The organism is Aliirhizobium smilacinae, from assembly GCF_006335145.1.
GTDB classification, from domain to species: Bacteria; Pseudomonadota; Alphaproteobacteria; order Rhizobiales; family Rhizobiaceae; genus Neorhizobium; species Neorhizobium smilacinae.
The window spans coordinates 428,515-448,912 of the sequence record NZ_VDMN01000003.1; the positions used below are offsets into that span (position 1 = coordinate 428,515).

Below are 20,398 nucleotides of genomic sequence, written 5' to 3' on the forward strand. Positions count from 1 at the left end.
CACGCGAAGGACTTCGCGTGACTGGATTCCTGTGACAAGCACAGGAATGAGGGAGCAGCTTACTGCGCCGTCCAGCCGCCGTCGATGGAGATATGCGTGCCGGTAATGCTCTTTGCGGCATCGCTTGCCAGATAGATCGCGGCGGCCGCCACTTCGTCTATGCCGACGAACTGCTTGGTTGCCTGCAGGCGCAGCATCACCTCGTCCTTGACCTTTTCCTCGCTGATGCCTTTTTCGCGCGCCTGATCGGGGATCTGGCTTTCGACCAGCGGTGTCAGCACGAAACCGGGGCAGATCGCGTTGACGGTGATGTTTTCCTGCGCAAGCTCAAGTGCTGCTGTCTTTGTCAGCCCCATGATGCCATGTTTGGCGGCCACATAGGCCGACTTGAACGGGGAGGCGACGAGGCCGTGGGCGGAGGCGACGTTGATGATGCGGCCCTTGCCCGAAGCCCTCATCAAAGGGATCGCGTGGCGCATCGTGTGGAATGCCGAGGACAGGAGAATGGCGATCAGCTGATCCCATTTTTCCGGTGGAAACTCCTCGACCCGAGCGACATGCTGGATGCCGGCATTGTTGATGAGAACATCCACCGTGCCGAAGCTGCCGCGGGCCGTCAGAATGAGGTCTTCGATATCCACCGGTTTCGTCATGTCGGCGGGGTGATGCAGGACAGTGCCCGAACCGGCGGCATCAAGCGATGCCCGGATCGACTCGATCTCGTTCTTTTCGCCAAAACCGTTGATGATGACATTGTCGCCCTCGGCCGCGAATGCTTTCGCGATGCCGAGCCCGATGCCGCTGGTGGAGCCGGTGACGACCACGGATCTGTTCATGCTGTTCCTCCCCATGAACGTGCAGAGCGCGGTGTTCTCCCTCACCGCAGAAGGAAGGTTATGCGCAAAGCCGGTCGGCTGGCAACGGGCTGATGCAGGGGGAGGTCGGTTGGCGTCAGAGGATATGTTTGCCGTTGATCGGCGATGCTGCCTTGACCGGGACCCGTTTGGCAGACGTCATTGCCTCTTCGCCATGGCCCTCCTGGGCGCGCCTGATGCAGTTTCGGCCGTCACGCTTGGCCTCGTAAAGGGCAAAGTCCGCCCGCAGCAGCAGGTCGGGCAGCCGATCGCCTGGGCCGGCGGCGCAGAGGCCGAAGCTTGCCGTCATCCGGCCCTGCCGCAGCGGCGGTACAGTCGTCGTTGCCAGCGTGGTGCGCAGGCGTTCGCCGATCGCTTCTGCTTCATCGAGCGAGGTGCGCGGCAGCATGATGCAGAATTCCTCGCCGCCGATACGGGCCGCAAGATCATAAGGGCGCAGGCAGGTACGTACGATTTCACCGGTTGCCACCAGCACCCGGTCGCCGGTCTCGTGACCATGGCCATCGTTGATGCCCTTGAACCGGTCAAGGTCGAGCACAAGCACGGACAAAGGCTCTCCCAGTCTTTCGGCGCGCGCCAGTTCTTCTGCGGCACGTTCGTTCAGCCAGCGGCGATTGCCGAGGCCGGTCAAAAGATCGGTCATGGCCTGATGGCGCAGCTTGGTCATCAGGGTTTCGGTTTCGGCAACCATGGCCGTCACCGTCGATGCCAGAAGGCCGATCTCATCCTTGCGATCTATCTGCATGCGGACGGGCGTGCCGTTTGCGCGATAAATTTTAATGGCATGTGCCAACTGGCGCAAAGGTCTGATCACCCACCATAGGCTTAGGAGGCAGATGGTTGTCCCGGCCACGGTGGCGGCCAAAAGCAGAAGCAGGACTGGTTCGGGCTTTGCCGCATAGCCAGCCGCCAAAAACGCGATAAAGACCAATAGCGGCACATGGACGGAAACGAAGCAGATTGCGAAGACCTTAATGGTGAGGGACGTTTGAACCATCTGGGTCAGCCTCGAAGACATCGGAATCATTCCGAGCTTTCCTCCTGTGAAGATTGCATTCGGGCGCAAGCTAGAAAGTTGGCTATAAAGTTCAGGTTAACCTATTCGTTAAAATGCAAGCATTCACAGGCTCTGTTTTATTCTGATACGGGATCACTATTTCTGCGGCTCAAACGAATCGTGGCTCGGTGGATTAACCATAGGTCAAGAACTTGTATTAATTTCAGATTGAGTCATTTTCGCACCATGTTGGGTCAATATTCATGGGCCGCGGTAACGAGGGGGAGCAAATGCTTCTAATCCGGCGGATCATGGCGTTCGTGTTTGTAGCAGGCGCCTTTCTTTCAATCAGCCGGACGGCCGAGGCCGGCTATGCGCATTACATCTATGATGTGCAGAGCGGCAAGGTTCTCTCGTCGCAGAATGCCGAGACGCTCAATCATCCGGCATCTTTGACGAAGATGATGACGCTCTATCTCACCTTCGAGGCTTTACGCACCGGTCGTCTTCGCTGGGACGACAAGGTCGTCATGACCTCGAATGCGGCATCGAAAATTCCCTTCAAGCTTGGTGTACCCGCCGGCCAGACGATTACCGTGCGCGAGGCCGTCTATGGCATGGCGATCCGCTCGGCCAATGATGCCGCTGCTGCCATGGGCGATCATCTGGGCGGTAGCGAAGATCGTTTCGGTGTGCTGATGACGAAAAAGGCGCGCCAGCTCGGCATGCGCAGCACCGTGTTCCGCAACGCGTCCGGCCTGCCGGATGATGCACAGGTCACCACGGCGCGGGACATGGCGGTTCTGGCGCTGTCGCTGATCCGCGACTATCCGCGGGAATACAAGATCTTCTCGCAGCGTTCCTTCAGCTTCCGCGGACGGACGATCAAGGGCCATAACAACCTGATGTACCGTTATCCCGGCATGGACGGGATCAAGACGGGCTTCGTCAACGCTTCCGGCTACAATCTCGCCAGTGCCGTCGACGTCAACGGACGTCGGGTGATCGGCGTCGTGCTCGGCGGCAAGACGGCGCGCCAGCGCGACAACCGGATGGCGGAACTGCTCGATCAGGCCTTGCCGGGCGGAGCTGCCTTGCCCGGTGTCGCTGTCGCCACATCAGGCCAGCAGAAGCGGCCGGCCGAAGGCGTGGCCAACCTGGCTTCCAAGGCGCCCGTTCCTCGTCCGCGCACGGAAATCATTCTCGGCGGGACGACCGCAACTGCCGCGGCAGTCACGCCTTATGCGACGGTGCCAAAGGGGGCTCCCGTTCAAAACATGATTCAGCCGGGCACGCCGCTCTGGGATATCCAGATCGCGGCGGCCGGAAGCCAGGCTGCGGCCGCGGGCGCGCTCAATTCCGCACTGCCGCTGCTTTCCGATTTCGGCCAGATCGCTCCGAGTGTTCAGGGTTCGAGCTCCAGCGGACGGGAGGTTTTTCGCGCCCGTCTGACCGGTTTTGCCGATCGTGACGCTGCCGCGCGGGCCTGCTCGGTGCTGCAGACGCGGTCGATCGACTGCTTCGTGGTTCGATAATCAGATTATTTCAGCTGTTCGTGCGGATAAACGCCCCAGAGATCCGCCTGAGCGACATAGCCGGAAAGGCGACGGTTCTGCAGCGACACATCGCACCATGAACCGTCGCAGTTCCTGAGGTCGAGGCGCACGGACGGAGCTAGCTCGGCGATCACTGAAGCCGACGCGCGTGGTGCGTTGCGAAGCGCCACGGACTTCGCCATCCACGGGCCGACCACGGCAGTGCGTCGGCCGGACAAAAGAGGCGCAAACATCCAGCCGCTGGTTCCGTCCGGGTCGCGGACCTGACGCCAGTTGCCGTATTCCTCGATGATCTCGAGCGGCAGCCCGCGGGCCGAATAGACCCAGTTGGTCGCATAGTCGGTCGATGGGCCGACACGCATATGGGCATTTGCGGATTTGATCGAGGCAAAACGGGGGACGGGGTAACCCGTCGCCCGACCAGTTCTGAAACCCGCAGCAAGATTTCCGGCAGCACTGGCGGACTGGACGTCACTGGCTTCAAGCCGGGCTGCGAAAGGCAAGCCGAGCGCGATCGCCAGGGTGACGGCAACGAGGCCGCGACGAGTTCTTGTCCGTATCATGGGTGACCGCTGGCTCCGCCCCGCCGATGTCGAGACGGTTACCGTCAGCGGCACTTGCTCACTTCCTGCAGCGCGGCCGTCACGCCGCTCAGCGAATATGAGTAGCTGGTGGCGGTGCCGCGCCCGGAGGTCGCCTGCACCGTCATGCGGCTGCCGCCGCGCATCGCGTTTACCAAGGCCGGCTCGCGGCTCTGGTCGCGCACCCAGGCAGTGTTTTCGCGCGGTGCGAGATCGAACCTCTCGTTGTCCACGGCCACGGTGACGTCCGAACCCTGTCTCAGGGCATAACCCATGATCGCCTGCGGCATATAGGACTGGCCCTGCGGCGAGATCAGGAAGAAATTGTCACCGTGCGTGACGCTTGCCGGCGCGGACGTGGTCGGCACTGATAGGGCATAGCAGCTGGTCTGGCCATTGTTGCTATAGGAATATACGCCCCACGCTTCGAACTGCTTGATCCGGGTGGGCTGTGCCGCAGTGGCCGCGGCGGCCGAGACGAGGGTGAGGGCGAGTGCAAGAGCTGCAGATTTGGTGCGCATGATGTCTCCACAAAAAAACACGAACAGACCCGGGAGATGGGCCTTGCAAACTGAGTGGCCATACAAGGCCGCGACAGTTAGCGAGAGGTTAATTTGTGTGTCGATTCGATGATGCAGTCGGTCACAAAGGGGTGACTGTTGTTTGTGTGGATGACTGCAATCCTCTGTTTTTCAACGGTAAATTTACAATATCCCAATTGTGGCGAGGGATTTTTTGCCGTGATCACATGTGTTGATAATGGACGTCACGAGCCTTTGACGGTTGCGGCGAAACGGGGCCGGGTGAAGGCGTTTTCCGAATAGGTGACGGTTCCGAAACCGAACAGTGCGGCGAGCGCCGTATATTGCGTCACGCCTTCGACTAAGATGAGCGAGTCACCCGAGGGAATGGTCGGAAGCGTCGTGGCATCGAGTTTCTGCTCCGGAAGAAGGGCTGTCGTGCCTGCCTTTTTCGTCCAGTCGGCTGTGTATTTCCCATCCTTCCAGATGACGCTAGTGATGCGCAGGGCGTTGGGCATCGACTTGTCGGCCTGCAGTGCTGCAAAGGCGCCATAGGTCTTGGTGAAGAAGGCGTCGTCCATCGTCATCTGGCGCGCCACGACATCCGCCACGATGCCGTTGGCCTCGACGATCCTGTTATAGGCGCGCAGCAGGTCGTAGAGGGTGGCGCCGCCGATAAACAGCAGAATGATGACCGGAACGGTCAGGGCGAATTCGATGCCGGACGTGCCGGCCTCGTTCGACAGGAGGCGCTTTGCAAAATAGGGTCTGGTCATATCGGCTCGTTGACGAAAGCGAAGCTGGAGGTCAGGCGCATGGCGCCGGTATTGTCCTTCGGTACCGAAAGCCCGTAACCGATGCCCGGAACCATGGGGTCGACCACGAAACAGGCGCGGGCGAATACAAGTTGCGAGGTCTGGCCGGACTGGTAGGTGGTGACCGGATCGATTGCCACGCTGCGGTCGACGCAGGGCGTTGTCGAGGTAGGGAAGTCGGCCGCGGTGTCGATCGGCGTCAGTTCGAGCCGTAGCGCTTTTTCGCAGTTGGCCAGAATGAAGGCTTCGTCACAGACCTTCTGCTTGTATTGGGTATAGGTCATCGCGGTCGTGCCGATCTGGACGGCGCGCGATGCCCGGCTCAGGCCACGGTCGAGCATGATCGACTGGGTCATGATCCAGCCGGCCTCGAAGACGGAAAACAGCAGGGCAAGAACAAGCGGGAGAAGCAGCGCGAATTCGACGGCGGCACTCCCGCTGCGGTCCGCAATATGGCGACGAAGGCGGCCGGTCACTGGGTCAGCCTCAGCTTCTTGATCGAGATGGAGATCGACTTGAAGGCATCGGTGATGTTCGAGCCCGAGGTCGGATAGTAGTGGGCCTTGCTGGAGGCGCAGTTGGTCATCTGTGTCGTCGCATCACCGCTGACTTCGAAGCCGATGGTGAAGATGGTTACACCCTTCGCTTTCGCAGCGGTGCAGACGCTGGAAAGCCGTGCCGCATTCGTGCTGCGGTTGGAAATTTCCTTGTTGTCCGGTTTCAGCGTCACTGATCGGCTGTAGTCCTTCGGGCGGACCTGTTCTGTGATTTCCCCGTCGGTCATCAGAACGATGACCTTCATCGTATCCGCGTCGTTGAAGGCGGCGGGACGATCGGCGAACTTGCTATCCATCTTTCCTGTCGCGAGAGCAGCCGCAAAGACGCTCTTGCTGGCGGGATTGAGCAGGGTATAACCCCATTGCATGGCATTCTGGGTGCCGGTGCCGTCATGCATTTCCAGCGCGTCGATCTTGGCTTTCAGCGCGGTCGCATCGTTTGAAAGATAGGTGATCGACGTACTTTCCATCGGACACCACCAGGGGCGCATATCGGTTCTGCCGAAGTTCCAGTGGGTGAAATGGGGCAGCTGTGCTGCACCCTTGAAGGTGATCGGGTCGGCACCGTAGGCGGCTGTCGTCTCGCCAAGTTCGAAACAGGAGGAATTGGAGTGGTCGCGCTTGCCGCCCAGCTTGTCGAACATCGCCGCGCCGACATTCACATGGCCCGCATAGGGGACGATGCTGATCGTCGTGTAGCTCTTGGTATCGTCGGTGAGCATCTGATCGATGAAGGACTTTGCGGCCTTCTTGAGGTTGCCGATACGGTTGTTGCTGATCATCGAACCCGACATGTCGAGCATCAGCGACATCTCGATATTCTGCTTGGCTTCCTGAGCGGTTGAGACGGCGTTGACGGTCAGCTTGTTGATGCCGACGAGCTTGATGAAGGCCGTGTCGATCGTGTAGCTGGCCGAGGCTTTGACGATGCGCTGATTGAGGGTGTTCTGACGCTCGAAACCGAGAGTGACTTCATTGGCGTAGCTCAGGTTCTTGAGGTAATCCTGAAGTACGGCCTTGGCGTCACGGCTCTGTGTCAGCGAGGCGGCGGCAAGCACGCCGCGGTCGAGGCCGTCCTGCAGCTCGACGCGGATCGTCTCATAGCGTGCGATATCCGCGCCCGCTCCGCCAAGCGCCACGAGGGGCACCAGCAACAGGCCGAAGACCATGCCCACGTTCCCACGCAAGTCTGCATGGAAAGCCTGTAACCGTCGCAAAATCATGAAAGCCCCCAGTAAATCGTGGGGGATATTCGCGTGTGATAATTTACGATCTCATGAATAGCGTGTCAGCCACACAGGCAAATATTAGGACTTGGTTTCTGACGAGTTACTTAATATTAGCCCTAATATATATCCATAAACACTGTCACATTTTTGCGTTTTCCCCATTTGCACTGTTCCACTGTGCAAACTCCTTCATCAGCCCCTCAAAAGCGTCGAGCGGCGGAAACTCCGGATAACTGTGAACGGCGCCGGTCTTCGCCCAAGGGAATTTCGTCGATGTATAGGTCTCGACGAAGGGCGCGTACCAAGTGGCTTCGTCAAGCATGGTTGGGCGCACATTGACGAACCATTCCATGCCGACCATGCGGGTGAAAACCCAGCTCTTGCAACGCGGGCAGTGATAATGGTGGATCTCATCGCCATGGGCACCGCCGATCACCGGTTCGCCGGCCGTCACTTCGAAACCGGCCGTGGGAATGGCTGCCGAGCAGGAAAAGGCGCTGGCAGTCATCTTCTGGCAGCCCTTGCAGTGGCAGGCCATGGTGATCATCGGCGTGGCGCTGATCCTGATGCGCACCTCGCCGCAACGGCACGAGCCTTCTGTCGGCAGGCTTATCTGTGGCATGACTATCTCCTCTCTTCTGCCTCGAGGAGATAGCGCAGGCCGGCAGGGAAGTCAGGCCGCTATCAGGCGGGACGCTTGGGAATTTCCAGCCCGCGCTGCACTGCCGGACGGGCGAGGCCACGTTCCAGCCACTTGGGCACGTTCTTCAATTCGTCATAGGCGATGAGTTCGCCGGCACCGTAAAAGCCGATCAGGTTACGCACCCAGCCAAGCATGGAAATGTCGGCGATCGTATATTCGTCGCCCATGATCCAGTCACGGCCTTCCAGCCGGCTTTCCAGCACGCGGATCAGGCGGGCGCTTTCCTTGGCGTAACGGTCGCGCGGGCGCTTGTCCTCAAAATCCTTGCCGGCAAACTTGTGGAAGAAGCCGAGTTGTCCAAACATCGGCCCGAGACCGCCCATCTGGAACATCACCCACTGGATCACCTCGTAGCGCTCTGCCGGATCGGCAGGCAGAAGCTTGCCTGTCTTTTCCGCCAGATAGATCAGGATCGCACCGCTTTCGAACAGTGCAAGCGGCTTGCCACCTGGTCCATTCGGATCGAGGATGGCAGGGATCTTGCCGTTCGGATTGAGCGACAGATACTCCGGTCCCCAGGTCTCGTCGGCACCGATATTGATGAAATGCGGCTCATACGGAAGGCCGGTTTCCTCCAGCATGATCGACACTTTCACGCCGTTCGGTGTCGGGGTCGAATAAAGCTGCAGGACGCTGTCGTCCTTGGCAGGCCATTTGGCGGTGATAGGGAAGGCGGAAAGATCGGTCATGGGCAGTTTCCTCACATGCAACTTAACTTTCAGGACTCATCCGGGTCCCGTTTGGCGATATGCAATAAATCCTCTCCGAGCCTCACCGGCAAATCCATTCGTTCATGCAGAATGCTGATGACCCCGATCCGATCATCGGAGAGCTGGCGGAAAATGATATAGTGATGCTTGTAACGACTGAACCAGACTTCGATACGTAAATCCTGCGGAACGGCCAGCGCGGATGGTAGGCGACGCCAGAGGGTTTTGTGTCGGGCGATCTCATCAAGATGCTGGTGCAGGCCGATGATATAGGTTTCAGCCTGGCTTTCTCCCCATGTCCCGACCGTCTCCTCCCAGATACGGTCCTGAGCGGCGTCTGCCGTCTTGTAAAAGAGGTAGCCCGCCACCTAGCTCTGCTTGTTGCGGCGAATGACGTCGGCGGCGGAAACCTGTTTGAATTCACTTTCGTCGCCCCGCAACCCGGGTTCGATATGCTGTTTCAGCCAATCCCACGCATCGTCGTTTTTCTGGATATCGCTGCGGATCAGCGCGCGGATATATTCGCTGGCATTCTCATACAGGCCATTCTCGCCTGTCTGCTGGCGGATATGATCCTGCAGCTTGCCCGTGACGCGGACGTGAATGCTTTCCGATGCCATATTCGATCCTTCTGCTGGTGATCACAGTGTCGCAGATATTGCCAATAAATGCGACGCCGGATTTTCTGATGCGCAATGTCGGATGGGCGGTTACCTTTTCGTCTTCCAAACGGAGAAGGAGAGGAAGATGCTGTACGCCATCCTGTGTTACGCCCATGAGGAAACTGTCTTCGCCTGGTCGAAGGAGGAGGAAGCCACTGTCATGGAAAAACTCCAGGCGGTGCAGGCGCCGCTGGCAAAGGCCGGCAGGCTCGGCCCGGTCGGGCGACTTATGCCGACGACGGCAGCGACGACGGTGCGCAAGGGGAGGGATGAGCCGCTGGTGCTGGACGGGCCGTTTGCCGAAACCAAGGAGGTTTTGCTCGGCTTCTACACTGCCGAGTTCGACAGTCTCGACGATGCGGTCGCGTTTTCGAAAGAGCTGTCGGCGGTCAATCCCGGCTCCAGTTCCTATGAAATCCGGCCCTTCTACGTCTTTCATCCGAACGAGATCAAAACTGCGGAAGGCGGGTCGTCATGACGGATATTGCCTGGATCGAGCTGGCGCTGACTGCGGCGCGGCCGCAGGCTCTCGGGGCGCTGCTGCGTTATTTCCGCGATCTCGATACCGCAGAAGAGGCATTTCAGGAGGCCTGCCTGCGGGCCATCCGTACATGGCCGGACAAGGGGCCGCCGCGCGATCCTGCCGCCTGGCTGATTTTCGTCGGCCGCAACAGCGGCGTCGACCAGATCCGCAAAAGAGCGAAAAACCAACCGCTGCCGGAGGAGGCGGCGTTTTCCGATCTTTCCGATGCGGAGGAAGACATTGCCGACCGGCTCGACAATGCGCATTACCGCGACGACATTTTGCGGCTGATGTTCATCTGCTGCCACCCGGACCTGCCGAATACGCAGCAGATCGCGCTGGCGCTCCGCATTGTCTGCGGGCTCACGGTGCAGCAGATCGCCCGCGCTTTTCTCGTGTCGGAAAGCGCCATGGAGCAGCGGATAACCCGTGCCAAGGGGCGGGTCGCCAAGGCCCAGAGAGGAGAGGGGGCGGTCGGCTTCGAAACGCCAGACGTCCATGAGCGCAATGCGCGGCTGCAAACCGTCGCTTCAATGGTCTACCTCGTCTTCAACGAGGGGTATTCTTCCGGCATCGGCAACCCCGACAGCGCCGCCTTCTGCGACGAGGCCATCCGGCTGTCGCGGCTTCTACTGCGCATCTTTCCCGCCGAGCCGGAAATGATGGGCCTGTCGGCCTTGATGCTGCTACAGCACTCGCGCGCCGGTTCCCGATTTGATGAAGCCGGCCAGATCGTGCTTCTCGAAGATCAGGATCGCGGTCGCTGGGACAGGCGGTTGATCGATGAAGCGCTCGCCATGCTCGACAAGGCGATCCGCCACCGCAAACCCGGTCCCTATCAGGTGCAGGCGGCGATCTCAGCGCTGCATGCCCGTGTGGCCAGCCCAAGCGATACCGACTGGGGCGAGATCACCCTGCTTTACGAGCTGCTCGAAAAACTGTCACCGTCGCCGGTGGTCAGCCTCAACAGGGCGGTTGCGCTATCAAAACTCAAGGGCGCGGATGCGGCGCTGGAGCTGATCGAGCCGCTTGCGGAAAAACTCGACGGTTATTTTTATTTCCACGGCGTGCGTGGCGGATTGCTGATGCAGACCGGGCGCAGCGACGAGGCGCGGATCGCTTTCGACCGGGCGATCACGCTTGCCAACTCCCCGGCCGAATGCGCGCATATCAGAATGCAGCTGGACCGGCTTGGCGCTGGCGCTGGCGCTGGCGGAGGCTGAGGCCTCAGTTGTTGCCGATATAACCGCCGGTCTGGCGTTTCCACAGACGGGCATAAAGCCCGTCCAGCGCAAGCAGTTCGGCCGGCGTGCCGGTCTCCACGATCCGGCCTTTGTCCAGCACGACGATACGATCCATGCTGGCGATCGTCGACAGACGGTGGGCGATGGCGATCACCGTCTTTTGCCGCATCACCTGCGCCAGATTTTCCTGAATGGCTGCCTCGGATTCACTGTCCAGCGCCGAGGTTGCTTCGTCGAGGACCAGGATCGGTGCGTTCTTCAAGAGCACGCGTGCGATCGCGATGCGCTGCCGCTGGCCGCCGGACAGTTTTATGCCGCGGTCGCCGACAAAGGCATCGTAACCCGAGCGGCCTTCCTTGTCCCTGAGGGCCAAGATGAAATCGTTCGCATGTGCCGCGGTGGTGGCGTGTTCGATCTCTTCGTGCGTGGCGTTTGGTCGGCCATAGCGGATATTGTCGCCGACGGACCGATGCAGCAGCGAGACATCCTGCGAGATGACGCCGATGTTTTCACGCAGGCTGGATTGGGTAACCTGCCTGATATCCAGTCCATCAATCAGGATCGAACCGCTTTTAAGATCGTAGAGGCGCAAGAGCAGGTTGACCAGGGTCGTCTTGCCGGCGCCTGACAGACCGACAAGCCCGACCTTTTCACCGCCCCGGATTGTAAGGCTCATCCCTTCGATCACCGGTTTGTCCATGTGGTAGGAGAAGCCGATATCGTTGAAGCTGATCTCGCCGGTCTCCATAACAAGCGGCGATGCATCGGGGGCATCGGTAATGGTCGGCGGTGTGGTCATGACGGGCATGGCGTCACGCAGCGTACCGACCGCCTGAAATACCTGATGGCACATGTCGAGGAAGGAGCCAGCATTGCCCTGTAGCCGGTTGCCGAGATAAAGTGCTGCGACGAACTGGCCGGTGGTGATGCCCCCGGTCGTCATGCTCCAGAATCCGGTAGCCAGCATGGCAATCCAGAACAGTGCATTGACGGAAATGATGGCCGTGCGGGTCGTCAGATAGACGCGCCGTTCCTTCTGCTGGCTGTCGATCGTCTCGGTGAATACCTTGCGCAGCGCACCGGCCTCACTGTCCTCGGCGGCGAAATGCTTGACCATCTGGATATTGGCATAGAGATCGGTCATGGCCCCAACGACGAGGCTTCTCTGGCGTGCGGTCTTTTTCGAGCGCTCGGCGAAATGCGGCACCGCCTTGATGGTGATCAGCGCGATCGCCACCATCCAGATGACGGCCATCAGCGCCAATTGCCAGCCCAGCGTGCCGAGCAAGACGAGCGTGCCGATGAACTGAATGATGAAGGGCGGGATCGTCTGGAAGGCGATGCCGAGCTGCTGCTGGACGGCAGTTGCCACCTGTGACAGGCGCGAGGCGACCTGACCGGCAAAGAGGTCGTGGAAGAAGGCAATGTCCTGCCGTTCTACCGCCTTGTGGCCTTGCCACTGGATAGCTGCCGGAAGGCAGACGCCTGCCACCTGTGAGGACAGCGTATTGGCGATGAAGGCAAAGAGCGGAATGGTCGGAAACAGCAGCACGGCCATGACGACAAGCAGGGGCCAGTCCTCGTTCACGAAGCCGGCCGCGCCTTTGGCGCTAACACCATCGACGATGCTTCCGAGGCTCCAGATCAGGAACAGGTTTATTGCTTCCACCAACATGGCCAGTATCGCGATCGGGAATAGGATCGGCCCGAACATGCGGATGAAATGCCAGAGGAGTACAAACGGCCCGGTTGAAGGCAGTGGCCTGTAGGGAATATCCAGCGGCTGGATCAGCGTTTCAAAAGGACGGAAAACTCGATCTGAAAAGGTCATGGTGCCCGGGCGCGCGATTTCGATTGACGATTCGGGTGGCCTGCAATGGTGCTATTCAACCACGTATCGTATCGCCTGGGCACCCTTGATATCAAAGGATGTGCCGTCACTGTGGCGGTATCGCAAGGCGACCATATCCGCCAGCAGCTGAGCCGGCTTAGTTCGCAGCCATCAAGTTCAACTGCGCGGTGACTTTTTCGGTATCGTATGGTTTCGGGAAAAAGACGCTTCGAGCCGGAAGATCCACGTCGTTCATCCGGATATGGCCGGAGGTGACGATGAGTTCGATTGGCGGCCAGCGGTCGCGGATGGATGCCGCCAGCTTGAGGCCGTCCATCGAGCCTGGCATGTCGACATCGGTAAAGACGATACGGATGTCGGTCCGGCTTTCGAGAATGGTGACTGCTTCGTCGGCGCTCCACGCCTCGACGACGTCGAAACCGGCATCAAGGACGAGGTCAACCGCCATCATGCGCTGCAGCGGTTCGTCTTCGACCACAAGAACCACTGTCCGATTGTTGATCGGCGTTGACTGTGCCATTCGTCAGTTTGCCTGCTGGAGTTGTTGAAGGGACGCCGACATTTCTACGGAAAAGCCGGGTGCTTCATAACTCGTGACCACGCCGCCTGTTCCGATCAATCCCATCTGAATCAGTTTGGAACCGAAACCTTTCCGTTCCGGCGGCTTGGGTAAGGGGCCGCCGCTTTCCTGCCAGAAGAAGGTCAATTGCGGCTCAGGGCCGCTTTCGTCGATCACCCAGCGGATGGTGATGATACCGTCCGGCTGCGAAAGCGCGCCGTATTTCATCGCATTGGTGCCGAGTTCGTGCATCACCAGCCCCATCGACAGCGCGCCGCGCGGACCCAGTACGACGTCGGGTCCATCCAGATCGATGCGGCCGGGCATCGCCAGCGTCTCGTCCAGACTTTCGACGATGTTACGGATCGATGCGTTGCCCTGGTCGTGGATGAGGATGTCATGCGCCTTGCTGAGCGCAAACAGACGTTTTTCGAAATTCTGCACATGGCCGCGTTCGGTGACCGGCCGCAGGGTCTGGGTGGCGATTGCCTGGATCATCGCGAATGTGTTCTTCAACCGGTGGCCGATCTCGCGGTTCAGCGTCGCCTGTTCGGTTTCTGCCTGCAGTTTCGCCATGGCCATCTGCACGCGGTCGCCGAAGCTCCGGATGAACGCGACTTCTTCGTCGGTCCAGTCATAGACGTGATCGTGGTGGACATAGACCAGAAGATTGAACCGGCCGTGATCGAGGACGGGCAGGTTGACGAAGGAGCGGATGCCGAGTGCCAGAAGCGCGTTTGCCGTGCCGGAGGTTCGCGGATCGGCCTTGACGTCGGAGAGCACGACCGGCTCGCCGCGCTTTAGATCCTCGATATAGGAGCCGTAGCTGCGGAAATGATGTTTCAACGCCAGCGCATCGGCTTCCACCGAATGCCATTCCGACTGGATCGTCAGGGTTTCCGCAGCCTTGTCGACAAGCCCGAAGCCGGCGCGGGTGGCATCGAAAGCCTTGCCCATCAGGTCGGAGGCGACGAGTGCCATGTCGGTGATGTCGTCGAGATCGCGCAATCGGTCGCCAAGATCGAGCAGCGCCTGCGTTCTCAGCACTGTTCGTTTGGCGTCCGTGATGTCCTGCACGGTGCCGATCATCTTGACCGGGCGGCCGGTCTCGTCCTGCTCCAGAACGGCATGCCGGCTGATCCAGCGAACGCCATGGCTTGCTGTCCGGATCCGGTACTCGACATTCATCGACGCAGAACCGTCGCTTCGGTTCCTGTCGGTCGAATGCAGGCCCCGGTCCGATGGGACGACCATGTCCTGAAAGGTTTTCGCGGGGTAGGTTGGGACGGCCGGCACGTCGAAGATGCGGCAGAACTCGGCAGATGCCGCGATCACATCCGTCACAATGTCGATTTCGAACGTGCCGATCCGTCCGGCTTCCTGGGCGGCGATGGTCTTGTTGACGGTCGCCCTGAAATTCGCCGCCATACCTTTCTGGCGGCGGAACAGCTCGTCCTTGCGATGCGAGGTTCGCCGGTGTTCGAGAAGGGCGATCACCTGTCGCGACAGGGCGGCCAGAACCTTCTGCTGCGACGGCGTGAGACCTTGCGGCCGCGGTTTGGTATCGATGACGCAAAGCGTGCCGATGGCAACACCATCCGGGCCGATTAGGGGGGCGCCGGCATAAAAGCGGATATGCGGCGGCTCGGTGACCAGCGTGTTCTGCGCCGTTCTCGGATCGAGCGTCAGGTCCGGGATGATCAGAAGATCCGGGCTTGCCAGCGAATGGGCGCAAACGGACTGTTCGATCGGCGTTTCGCAGGGCTCGAAACCGACGCTTGCCTTGAACCATTGCCTGTTCGCCTCAACGAGGCTGACGAGGGATACTGGCGTGCCACAGACTTCGGAGGCGACGAGCACGATGTCGTCGAATTCCGGTTCCGGTGGCGTGTTCAGAATGTCGTATGCTTCAAGCAGCTCAAGGCGGCGGATCTGATCTAAATCGGGCGGGTTCGTCACATTCGTCTCGGGCTGTCTCAAAACATCTCGTTGGAGTGATAGCAAACCGGGCATTTCGGTCCCTTCAATCTCCAGTGATGTAGCAGAGTTGCGCGCTACGGCAATACAGGTGACCGTACCAATCTCGCTCTAAGGCACTGGCTTCAAAAGAGGGCGATGCAAGCGTGAAAAGAAAACCGGGCGCCATCAGCGCCCGGTCTGTCGTTCAAATTAGCGCCAGCGACCGGCTCAGAGGGCGATATCGGGAACGCGCTTGACTTCGCCGGCCGGCGTCACGGTCGCGCCGGGTGCAGCAACGTTGACTGCCGGGGAGGCAATCGCGAGCTGCAGGCGCTCTTCGGTAGCTTTCCATTCCGCAACCAGCATGTCCGGGTTTTCGTTTAGCTTGCGGCCGTAGCTCGGAACGATCGCGTGCAGCTTGTCCTGCCATTCCGGTGTCTTGAGCTTTTCGGCGAACACCTTCTTCAGTACGTCGAGCATGATCGGTGCGGCCGTTGAAGCGCCCGGCGAGGCGCCGAGCAGGGCAGCGATCGAGCTGTCCTTGGCCGCAACGATTTCCGTGCCGAGCTTCAGGACGCCGCCCTTTTCAGCATCGCGCTTGATGATCTGGACGCGCTGGCCGGCCTGCCACAGGCGCCAGTCCTCAGCCTTGGCATTGGGGAAATAGACTTTCAGCGCCTCGAAGCGATCTTCGTCCGACATCATCAGCTGGCCGGCGAGATACTGCACCAGGGCGAACTCGTCCGTGCCGACCTTGACCATCGGCCAGATGTTGTCGATCGTCACCGATGCCGGCAGATCGAACAGCGATCCTTCCTTCAGGTATTTGGTCGAGAAAGTGGCGAAGGGGCCGAACAGGATGTGGCGCTTGCCGTCGAAGACGCGGGTGTCGAGATGCGGAACCGACATCGGCGGAGCACCCGTCTCGGCCTGGCCATAGGCCTTGGCGAGATGGCGCTCGACGATTTCCGGGTTGTCGCAGACGAGGAAGGAGCCACCGACCGGGAAGCCGGCATAGTCGTCACCTTCCGGAATGCCGGACATCTGCAGGAGCGGCAGTGCACCACCACCGGCACCGAGGAAGACGAACTTCGCCTTGACGGTTTCCGATGTGCCGGTCTTGCTGTTGGAGTAGCTGACGCTCCAGGTGCCGTCCTCGTTCTTGACGATTTCGTCGACTTCGGACGAGGTGCGCAGCGTGAAGGTCTGCTGGTTCTTCAGATGATCGACATACTGGCGGGTGATCTCGCCGAAGTTGACGTCCGTGCCGAGCGGGCTCCAGGTTACGGCCAGCTTCTGGTTCGGATCGCGACCTTCCATCATCAGCGGAACCCACTTGGCGATCTGCGCGTGATCGTTGGAAAATTCCATGCCGGAAAAGAGCGGGCTGGCCTTCAGCGCTTCGAAGCGCTTGGCGAGGAACTCGGTGTTCGCGTCGCCCCAGACGAAGCTCATATGCGGTGTCGAGTTGATGAACGAACGCGGGTTCTTCAGAACGTTCATGTCGATCTGATGCGACAGGAACTGCCGGGTGATCTGGAAGGCTTCGTTGATCTCGATCGCGCGGCTGATCTGGACGTTGCCGTTCGCGTCCATCGGCGAATAGTTCAATTCGGCGAGCGCGGAGTGGCCAGTGCCGGCATTGTTCCAGCCGTTGGAGCTTTCCAGCGCCACGTTATCCAGACGCTCGATCATCTCGATCGACCAGGTCGGTTCCAGTTCGGAGAGCAGAACGCCGAGCGTGGCGCTCATGATGCCGCCGCCGATCAGCAGCACGTCTACCGTCTTTTCCGTCGCCTGGGCCCAGGCGGGAATCGAGGTCACGCTGACCGCTGCCACGCCGCCGGCTGCGGAGCCGAGAAGCTGGCGACGGCTGAGGCTCAGGCCGCTGATGTTGGACGGGGAATTGTTTTTGGTTTTGGAAGGCATCGGCCACTCGAATTGTTGATTGTCAATTCCTCCCGATGCGCTGATTAAGCGAAAGATGTTTTAGCGACAACCCCTTCATGCGGCATTTTGTCTGGATGGCGCAATGTCGCGCCAGCTAACTGCGAAAAAGATGAGCGGATTGCTCTTGTTTTGGGCGTCGGTCGTGGATATAGCGCCGTTGCGTTTACTGCCCCTCCAGACAGGACAAATTCTCGTGACTTCTCTCAAGTCTCTTCTGGCCGCTTCCGGCCTGTGCGCCACCCTCGGTTTCTTCGCCGCAAATCAGGCTCAGGCCGCCACCCAATATCCGCTGACGATCGAAAATTGTGGCGCATCCGTCATCTTCCAGAAGGCGCCGGAGCGGGCCGTCGGCCTTGGCCAGAACAGCGCGGAAATCCTGCTGCTGCTCGACCTTGAGGACAAGATGGTCGGCACCGCTTTCTGGCCGAGCAGGGTTCTGCCGCAGCTCGAAGCCGCCAATGCCAAGGTGAAGCTTCTCACTGTCGAATTCCCGACCTTCGAGAGCATTCTCGCCCAGAACCCGGATTTCGTCGCAGCCGCCCTGCCGAGCCTGATCGGCCCGACCAGCAAGGTCGCCAAGCGCGAGGATTTCGACAGGGTCGGCGTGCCCTCCTACATCTCGCCCAGCACATGCCTCTCCACCGAAAAGGTGAAGAACGAATATGGCAGCCGCGACACGCTCTGGAACATGGATCTTCTCTACAAGGAGATCGACGAGCTTTCGCAGATCTTCGACGTTTCCGACCGCGGCGAGGCGCTGATCGAGGATTTCAAGAAGCGTGAAGCGGCTCTGCGCTCCAGCGTTTCGAAGGACGGCAAGAAGCTTTCCTATGTCTTCTGGTTCTCCAGCCAGTCGCCGACCGCGGACGCCTATCTCGGCGGCCAGAACGGAGCTTCCGGTTTCATCGCCGACGTGCTCGGCGGCGAAAGCGCGATCAAGACCGAGGCCGAATGGCCGACGCTTGGTTGGGAAAGCATCATCGCCACCAATCCTGACGTCATCGTCGTCGCCAATCTCGACCGCAACCGTTGGGAACTCGACAAGCCGGAAGCCAAGATCAAGTTCCTGACCACCGATCCGGCCGTCAGCCAGATCCCGGCGGTGAAGAACAAGGCGCTCGTCGTCATGGACGGCCAGGCGATGAACCCGACCGTCCGCACCATCTATGGTGCAGAACAGGTGGCCGAGCAGCTCAAGGCACTCGGTCTTCTGAAGTGAGCCAGACGCGCAGTCCCATACAGCAGGTCGCTGTTCTCTCAGTGCTCCTGCTGGTATCTCTGGCCGCCATCGCATTTGTCGTGGGCGTCAGCGTCGGGATCGGTGACCTGCCGATCCCGCTGTCGACGACCTATGTCGCGATCACCAACCGGCTGGGCTGGACTGCGATCGAACTCAACCGCATCCACGAGACGGTGATCTGGGATTACCGTCTCAGCCGGGCGCTGGTCGCCGCCTTCTGCGGCGCGGGACTGGCGCTGTCCGGCGCAATCATGCAGTCGCTGCTGCGCAACCCGCTGGCCGAACCCTATGTGCTCGGCATTTCGGCGGGTGCCTCCAGCGGTGCCGTGGCGATCGTTATCCTCGGGCTCGGCTCCGGTGCCGTGTCTCTTTCGGCCGGTGCCTTTGCAGGCGCTTTCGCGGCTTTCTTTTTCGTGGCGTTGCTGTCGAACGGCACGCGGGGCGGGGCGGATCGCACCATCCTTGCCGGTGTCGCAGCCTCGCAGCTTTTCAATGCCGCCACCTCCTATGTCGTCACCACATCCGGCAATGCGCAGCAGGCGCGTGACGTGATGTTCTGGCTGCTCGGCAGCTTCGGGGGCGTGCGCTGGCCGGAATTCATGCTGGTCTCAGTCGTCGTTGGTATCTGCCTGATCGTCTGCCTCGCTTATGCGCGGGTGCTCGACGCATTCGCCTTCGGGGACGAGGCGGCCGCGTCGCTCGGGGTCAATGTCGGCTGGGCGCGGATCATTCTTTTTGCGCTGACGGCGATGATGACGGCGACGATCGTTTCCATGGTCGGCACGATCGGTTTCGTCGGCCTCGTCGTGCCGCATGCGGCGCGGTTCGTCGTCGGCCCCCTGCATATCCGGCTGCTGCCGGCCTGCGCCATTGTCGGGGCAATCTTCATGGTGCTGGCGGATATCGCCTCGAGGGCGCTGATCCCGCAGCAGGTTCTGCCGATCGGGGTTGTCACAGCACTCGTCGGCGTACCGTTCTTCGCCGTTATCCTCTATCGTTTCCAGAGGGTGTCATGAGCATCAGGACCGACAATCTCACGTGGAAGATCGGCCGAAAGACCATTCTCGACGACGTGTCCTTCGAGGCAAAACCCGGACAGATGCTTGGACTCTTGGGGCCGAACGGATCGGGGAAGACATCTCTGCTGCGGCTGCTCGCAGGGCTGAAGAAGCCGCATTCGGGCAGCGTCACGCTTGAAGGGTGGGACATCAAAAGCATCGGCCGTCGGGCGATGGCACAGCGCGTCGCCTTCGTCGAGCAGCATGCGGCGACCAACTCCAACCTCAAGGTCATCGACGTGGTCAAGCTCGGGCGGTTTCCGCATCGCTCGATGTTTTCCGGCTGGTCGAAGGCGGATGACGATGCTGTATCGGAAGCGCTCGATCGCGCTGGCATGAGCGAAAAACGCGACGATCGCTGGCAGAGCCTTTCCGGCGGCGAGAAGCAGCGCGCACATATCGCCCGGGCGCTGGCGCAGTCGCCGAAGGAACTGATCCTCGACGAACCGACCAACCATCTCGACATCCAGCACCAGATCAGCCTGATGCGTTTGGTCTCCAGCCTGCCGGTGACCAGCATCATCGCGCTGCACGATCTCAATCACGCGGCGATGTTTTGCGACCGGCTGATCGTCATGCAGCGCGGAAAGATCGTCGCGTCCGGTGCGCCGGAGGAAATCCTGACGCAGGATCTGTTGCGTGATGTGTTTTCGGTCGACGCGCGAGTGGAAACCTCGCCGCACCATGCGCGGCCGCATATCCATTATCTGCGATAGTAATTGAGGGGCTTAGAAAAAAAATCTTCGGCCTGTCGGTTTTCCGTCTCCACCTTCGTCCTAGGTTCAACATCCGATGCGATGATGGGAA

Annotated in this window: 21 protein-coding genes; 6 read left to right on the forward strand and 15 right to left on the reverse strand. The window is 60.1% G+C overall.

Annotated features, from left to right (window positions below; translation table 11 throughout):
• Window positions 1-59 precede the first annotated feature (59 nt).
• Window positions 60-836 carry a 3-hydroxybutyrate dehydrogenase gene (locus tag FHP24_RS16815; RefSeq protein ID WP_139677371.1) on the reverse strand — a complete coding sequence of 259 codons (777 nt, stop codon included), beginning with the start codon at window positions 834-836 and terminating at the stop codon, window positions 60-62.
• A gap of 115 nt (window positions 837-951) precedes the next feature.
• The gene (locus FHP24_RS16820; RefSeq protein WP_139677372.1) at window positions 952-1,902 is read right to left on the reverse strand and encodes a GGDEF domain-containing protein; all 951 of its coding nucleotides are present in this window, start codon (window positions 1,900-1,902) and stop codon (window positions 952-954) included.
• 260 nt (window positions 1,903-2,162) lie between these two features.
• Here FHP24_RS16820 and FHP24_RS16825 point away from each other — a divergent pair, with 260 nt between their 5' ends.
• Window positions 2,163-3,407, forward strand: coding sequence for a D-alanyl-D-alanine carboxypeptidase family protein (locus FHP24_RS16825; RefSeq protein ID WP_139677373.1), 1,245 nt, complete (start codon window positions 2,163-2,165; stop codon window positions 3,405-3,407).
• 5 nt (window positions 3,408-3,412) lie between these two features.
• On the opposite strand, the gene FHP24_RS16830 is transcribed toward FHP24_RS16825, so the two are convergent.
• The 9 genes from FHP24_RS16830 to FHP24_RS16870 all read right to left on the reverse strand — a co-directional run bounded on the left by FHP24_RS16830 (window position 3,413) and on the right by FHP24_RS16870 (window position 9,164).
• Entirely contained in the window at window positions 3,413-3,991 is a 579-nt protein-coding gene (locus FHP24_RS16830) for an SH3 domain-containing protein (protein ID WP_139677374.1), read from the reverse strand.
• Between the two features lie 44 nt (window positions 3,992-4,035).
• Complete coding sequence (locus FHP24_RS16835; protein WP_139677375.1) at window positions 4,036-4,530, reverse strand: invasion associated locus B family protein; 495 nt, start codon at window positions 4,528-4,530, stop codon at window positions 4,036-4,038.
• A gap of 245 nt (window positions 4,531-4,775) precedes the next feature.
• On the reverse strand, window positions 4,776-5,306 hold the full coding sequence (locus FHP24_RS16840) for a TadE/TadG family type IV pilus assembly protein (protein ID WP_139677376.1): 531 nt from the start codon (window positions 5,304-5,306) through the stop codon (window positions 4,776-4,778).
• The gene (locus tag FHP24_RS16845) at window positions 5,303-5,821 is read right to left on the reverse strand and encodes a TadE/TadG family type IV pilus assembly protein (protein ID WP_180356035.1); all 519 of its coding nucleotides are present in this window, start codon (window positions 5,819-5,821) and stop codon (window positions 5,303-5,305) included. The genes FHP24_RS16840 and FHP24_RS16845 overlap by 4 nt, the downstream gene beginning before the upstream one ends.
• On the reverse strand, window positions 5,818-7,071 hold the full coding sequence (locus FHP24_RS16850; protein WP_180356036.1) for a pilus assembly protein TadG-related protein: 1,254 nt from the start codon (window positions 7,069-7,071) through the stop codon (window positions 5,818-5,820). Before FHP24_RS16850 ends, FHP24_RS16845 begins: the two co-directional genes overlap by 4 nt.
• Before the next feature lie 199 nt (window positions 7,072-7,270).
• Window positions 7,271-7,753 (reverse strand): GFA family protein, encoded by a 483-nt coding sequence (locus tag FHP24_RS16855; protein ID WP_139677379.1) that lies wholly within the window; start codon window positions 7,751-7,753, stop codon window positions 7,271-7,273.
• Between the two features lie 62 nt (window positions 7,754-7,815).
• Window positions 7,816-8,523 carry a glutathione S-transferase N-terminal domain-containing protein gene (locus FHP24_RS16860; RefSeq protein ID WP_139677380.1) on the reverse strand — a complete coding sequence of 236 codons (708 nt, stop codon included), beginning with the start codon at window positions 8,521-8,523 and terminating at the stop codon, window positions 7,816-7,818.
• Between the two features lie 29 nt (window positions 8,524-8,552).
• Window positions 8,553-8,912, reverse strand: coding sequence for a type II toxin-antitoxin system RelE/ParE family toxin (locus tag FHP24_RS16865; RefSeq protein ID WP_139677381.1), 360 nt, complete (start codon window positions 8,910-8,912; stop codon window positions 8,553-8,555).
• Window positions 8,913-9,164, reverse strand: coding sequence for a ribbon-helix-helix domain-containing protein (locus FHP24_RS16870; protein ID WP_139677382.1), 252 nt, complete (start codon window positions 9,162-9,164; stop codon window positions 8,913-8,915).
• A 127-nt stretch (window positions 9,165-9,291) separates the two neighbouring features.
• Here FHP24_RS16870 and FHP24_RS16875 point away from each other — a divergent pair, with 127 nt between their 5' ends.
• Window positions 9,292-9,684, forward strand: a complete 393-nt coding sequence (locus FHP24_RS16875; RefSeq protein WP_139677383.1) for a YciI family protein — start codon at window positions 9,292-9,294, stop codon at window positions 9,682-9,684.
• Window positions 9,681-10,952 carry an RNA polymerase sigma factor gene (locus tag FHP24_RS16880; protein ID WP_139677384.1) on the forward strand — a complete coding sequence of 424 codons (1,272 nt, stop codon included), beginning with the start codon at window positions 9,681-9,683 and terminating at the stop codon, window positions 10,950-10,952. Before FHP24_RS16875 ends, FHP24_RS16880 begins: the two co-directional genes overlap by 4 nt.
• Before the next feature lie 4 nt (window positions 10,953-10,956).
• On the opposite strand, the gene FHP24_RS16885 is transcribed toward FHP24_RS16880, so the two are convergent.
• From FHP24_RS16885 to mqo, 4 genes are all read right to left on the reverse strand, one after another.
• On the reverse strand, window positions 10,957-12,804 hold the full coding sequence (locus FHP24_RS16885) for an ABC transporter ATP-binding protein (protein WP_139677385.1): 1,848 nt from the start codon (window positions 12,802-12,804) through the stop codon (window positions 10,957-10,959).
• 157 nt (window positions 12,805-12,961) lie between these two features.
• Window positions 12,962-13,345, reverse strand: coding sequence for a response regulator (locus tag FHP24_RS16890; protein WP_139677386.1), 384 nt, complete (start codon window positions 13,343-13,345; stop codon window positions 12,962-12,964).
• A gap of 3 nt (window positions 13,346-13,348) precedes the next feature.
• A complete protein-coding gene (locus tag FHP24_RS16895; RefSeq protein ID WP_246091788.1) occupies window positions 13,349-15,343 on the reverse strand; it encodes a GAF domain-containing protein in 1,995 nt (664 codons plus the stop codon).
• Between the two features lie 228 nt (window positions 15,344-15,571).
• On the reverse strand, window positions 15,572-17,272 hold the full coding sequence (gene mqo, locus FHP24_RS16900; protein WP_139677388.1) for a malate dehydrogenase (quinone): 1,701 nt from the start codon (window positions 17,270-17,272) through the stop codon (window positions 15,572-15,574).
• Window positions 17,273-17,486: 214 nt separating this feature from the next.
• Between mqo and FHP24_RS16905 the strand changes: the two genes are divergently transcribed.
• The 3 genes from FHP24_RS16905 to FHP24_RS16915 are packed head-to-tail and all read left to right on the forward strand — an operon-like array spanning window position 17,487 to window position 20,307.
• Complete coding sequence (locus FHP24_RS16905; protein WP_139677389.1) at window positions 17,487-18,512, forward strand: ABC transporter substrate-binding protein; 1,026 nt, start codon at window positions 17,487-17,489, stop codon at window positions 18,510-18,512.
• Entirely contained in the window at window positions 18,509-19,549 is a 1,041-nt protein-coding gene (locus FHP24_RS16910; protein ID WP_139677390.1) for a FecCD family ABC transporter permease, read from the forward strand. The genes FHP24_RS16905 and FHP24_RS16910 overlap by 4 nt, the downstream gene beginning before the upstream one ends.
• On the forward strand, window positions 19,546-20,307 hold the full coding sequence (locus FHP24_RS16915) for an ABC transporter ATP-binding protein (RefSeq protein ID WP_139677391.1): 762 nt from the start codon (window positions 19,546-19,548) through the stop codon (window positions 20,305-20,307). Before FHP24_RS16910 ends, FHP24_RS16915 begins: the two co-directional genes overlap by 4 nt.
• Window positions 20,308-20,398 lie beyond the last annotated feature (91 nt).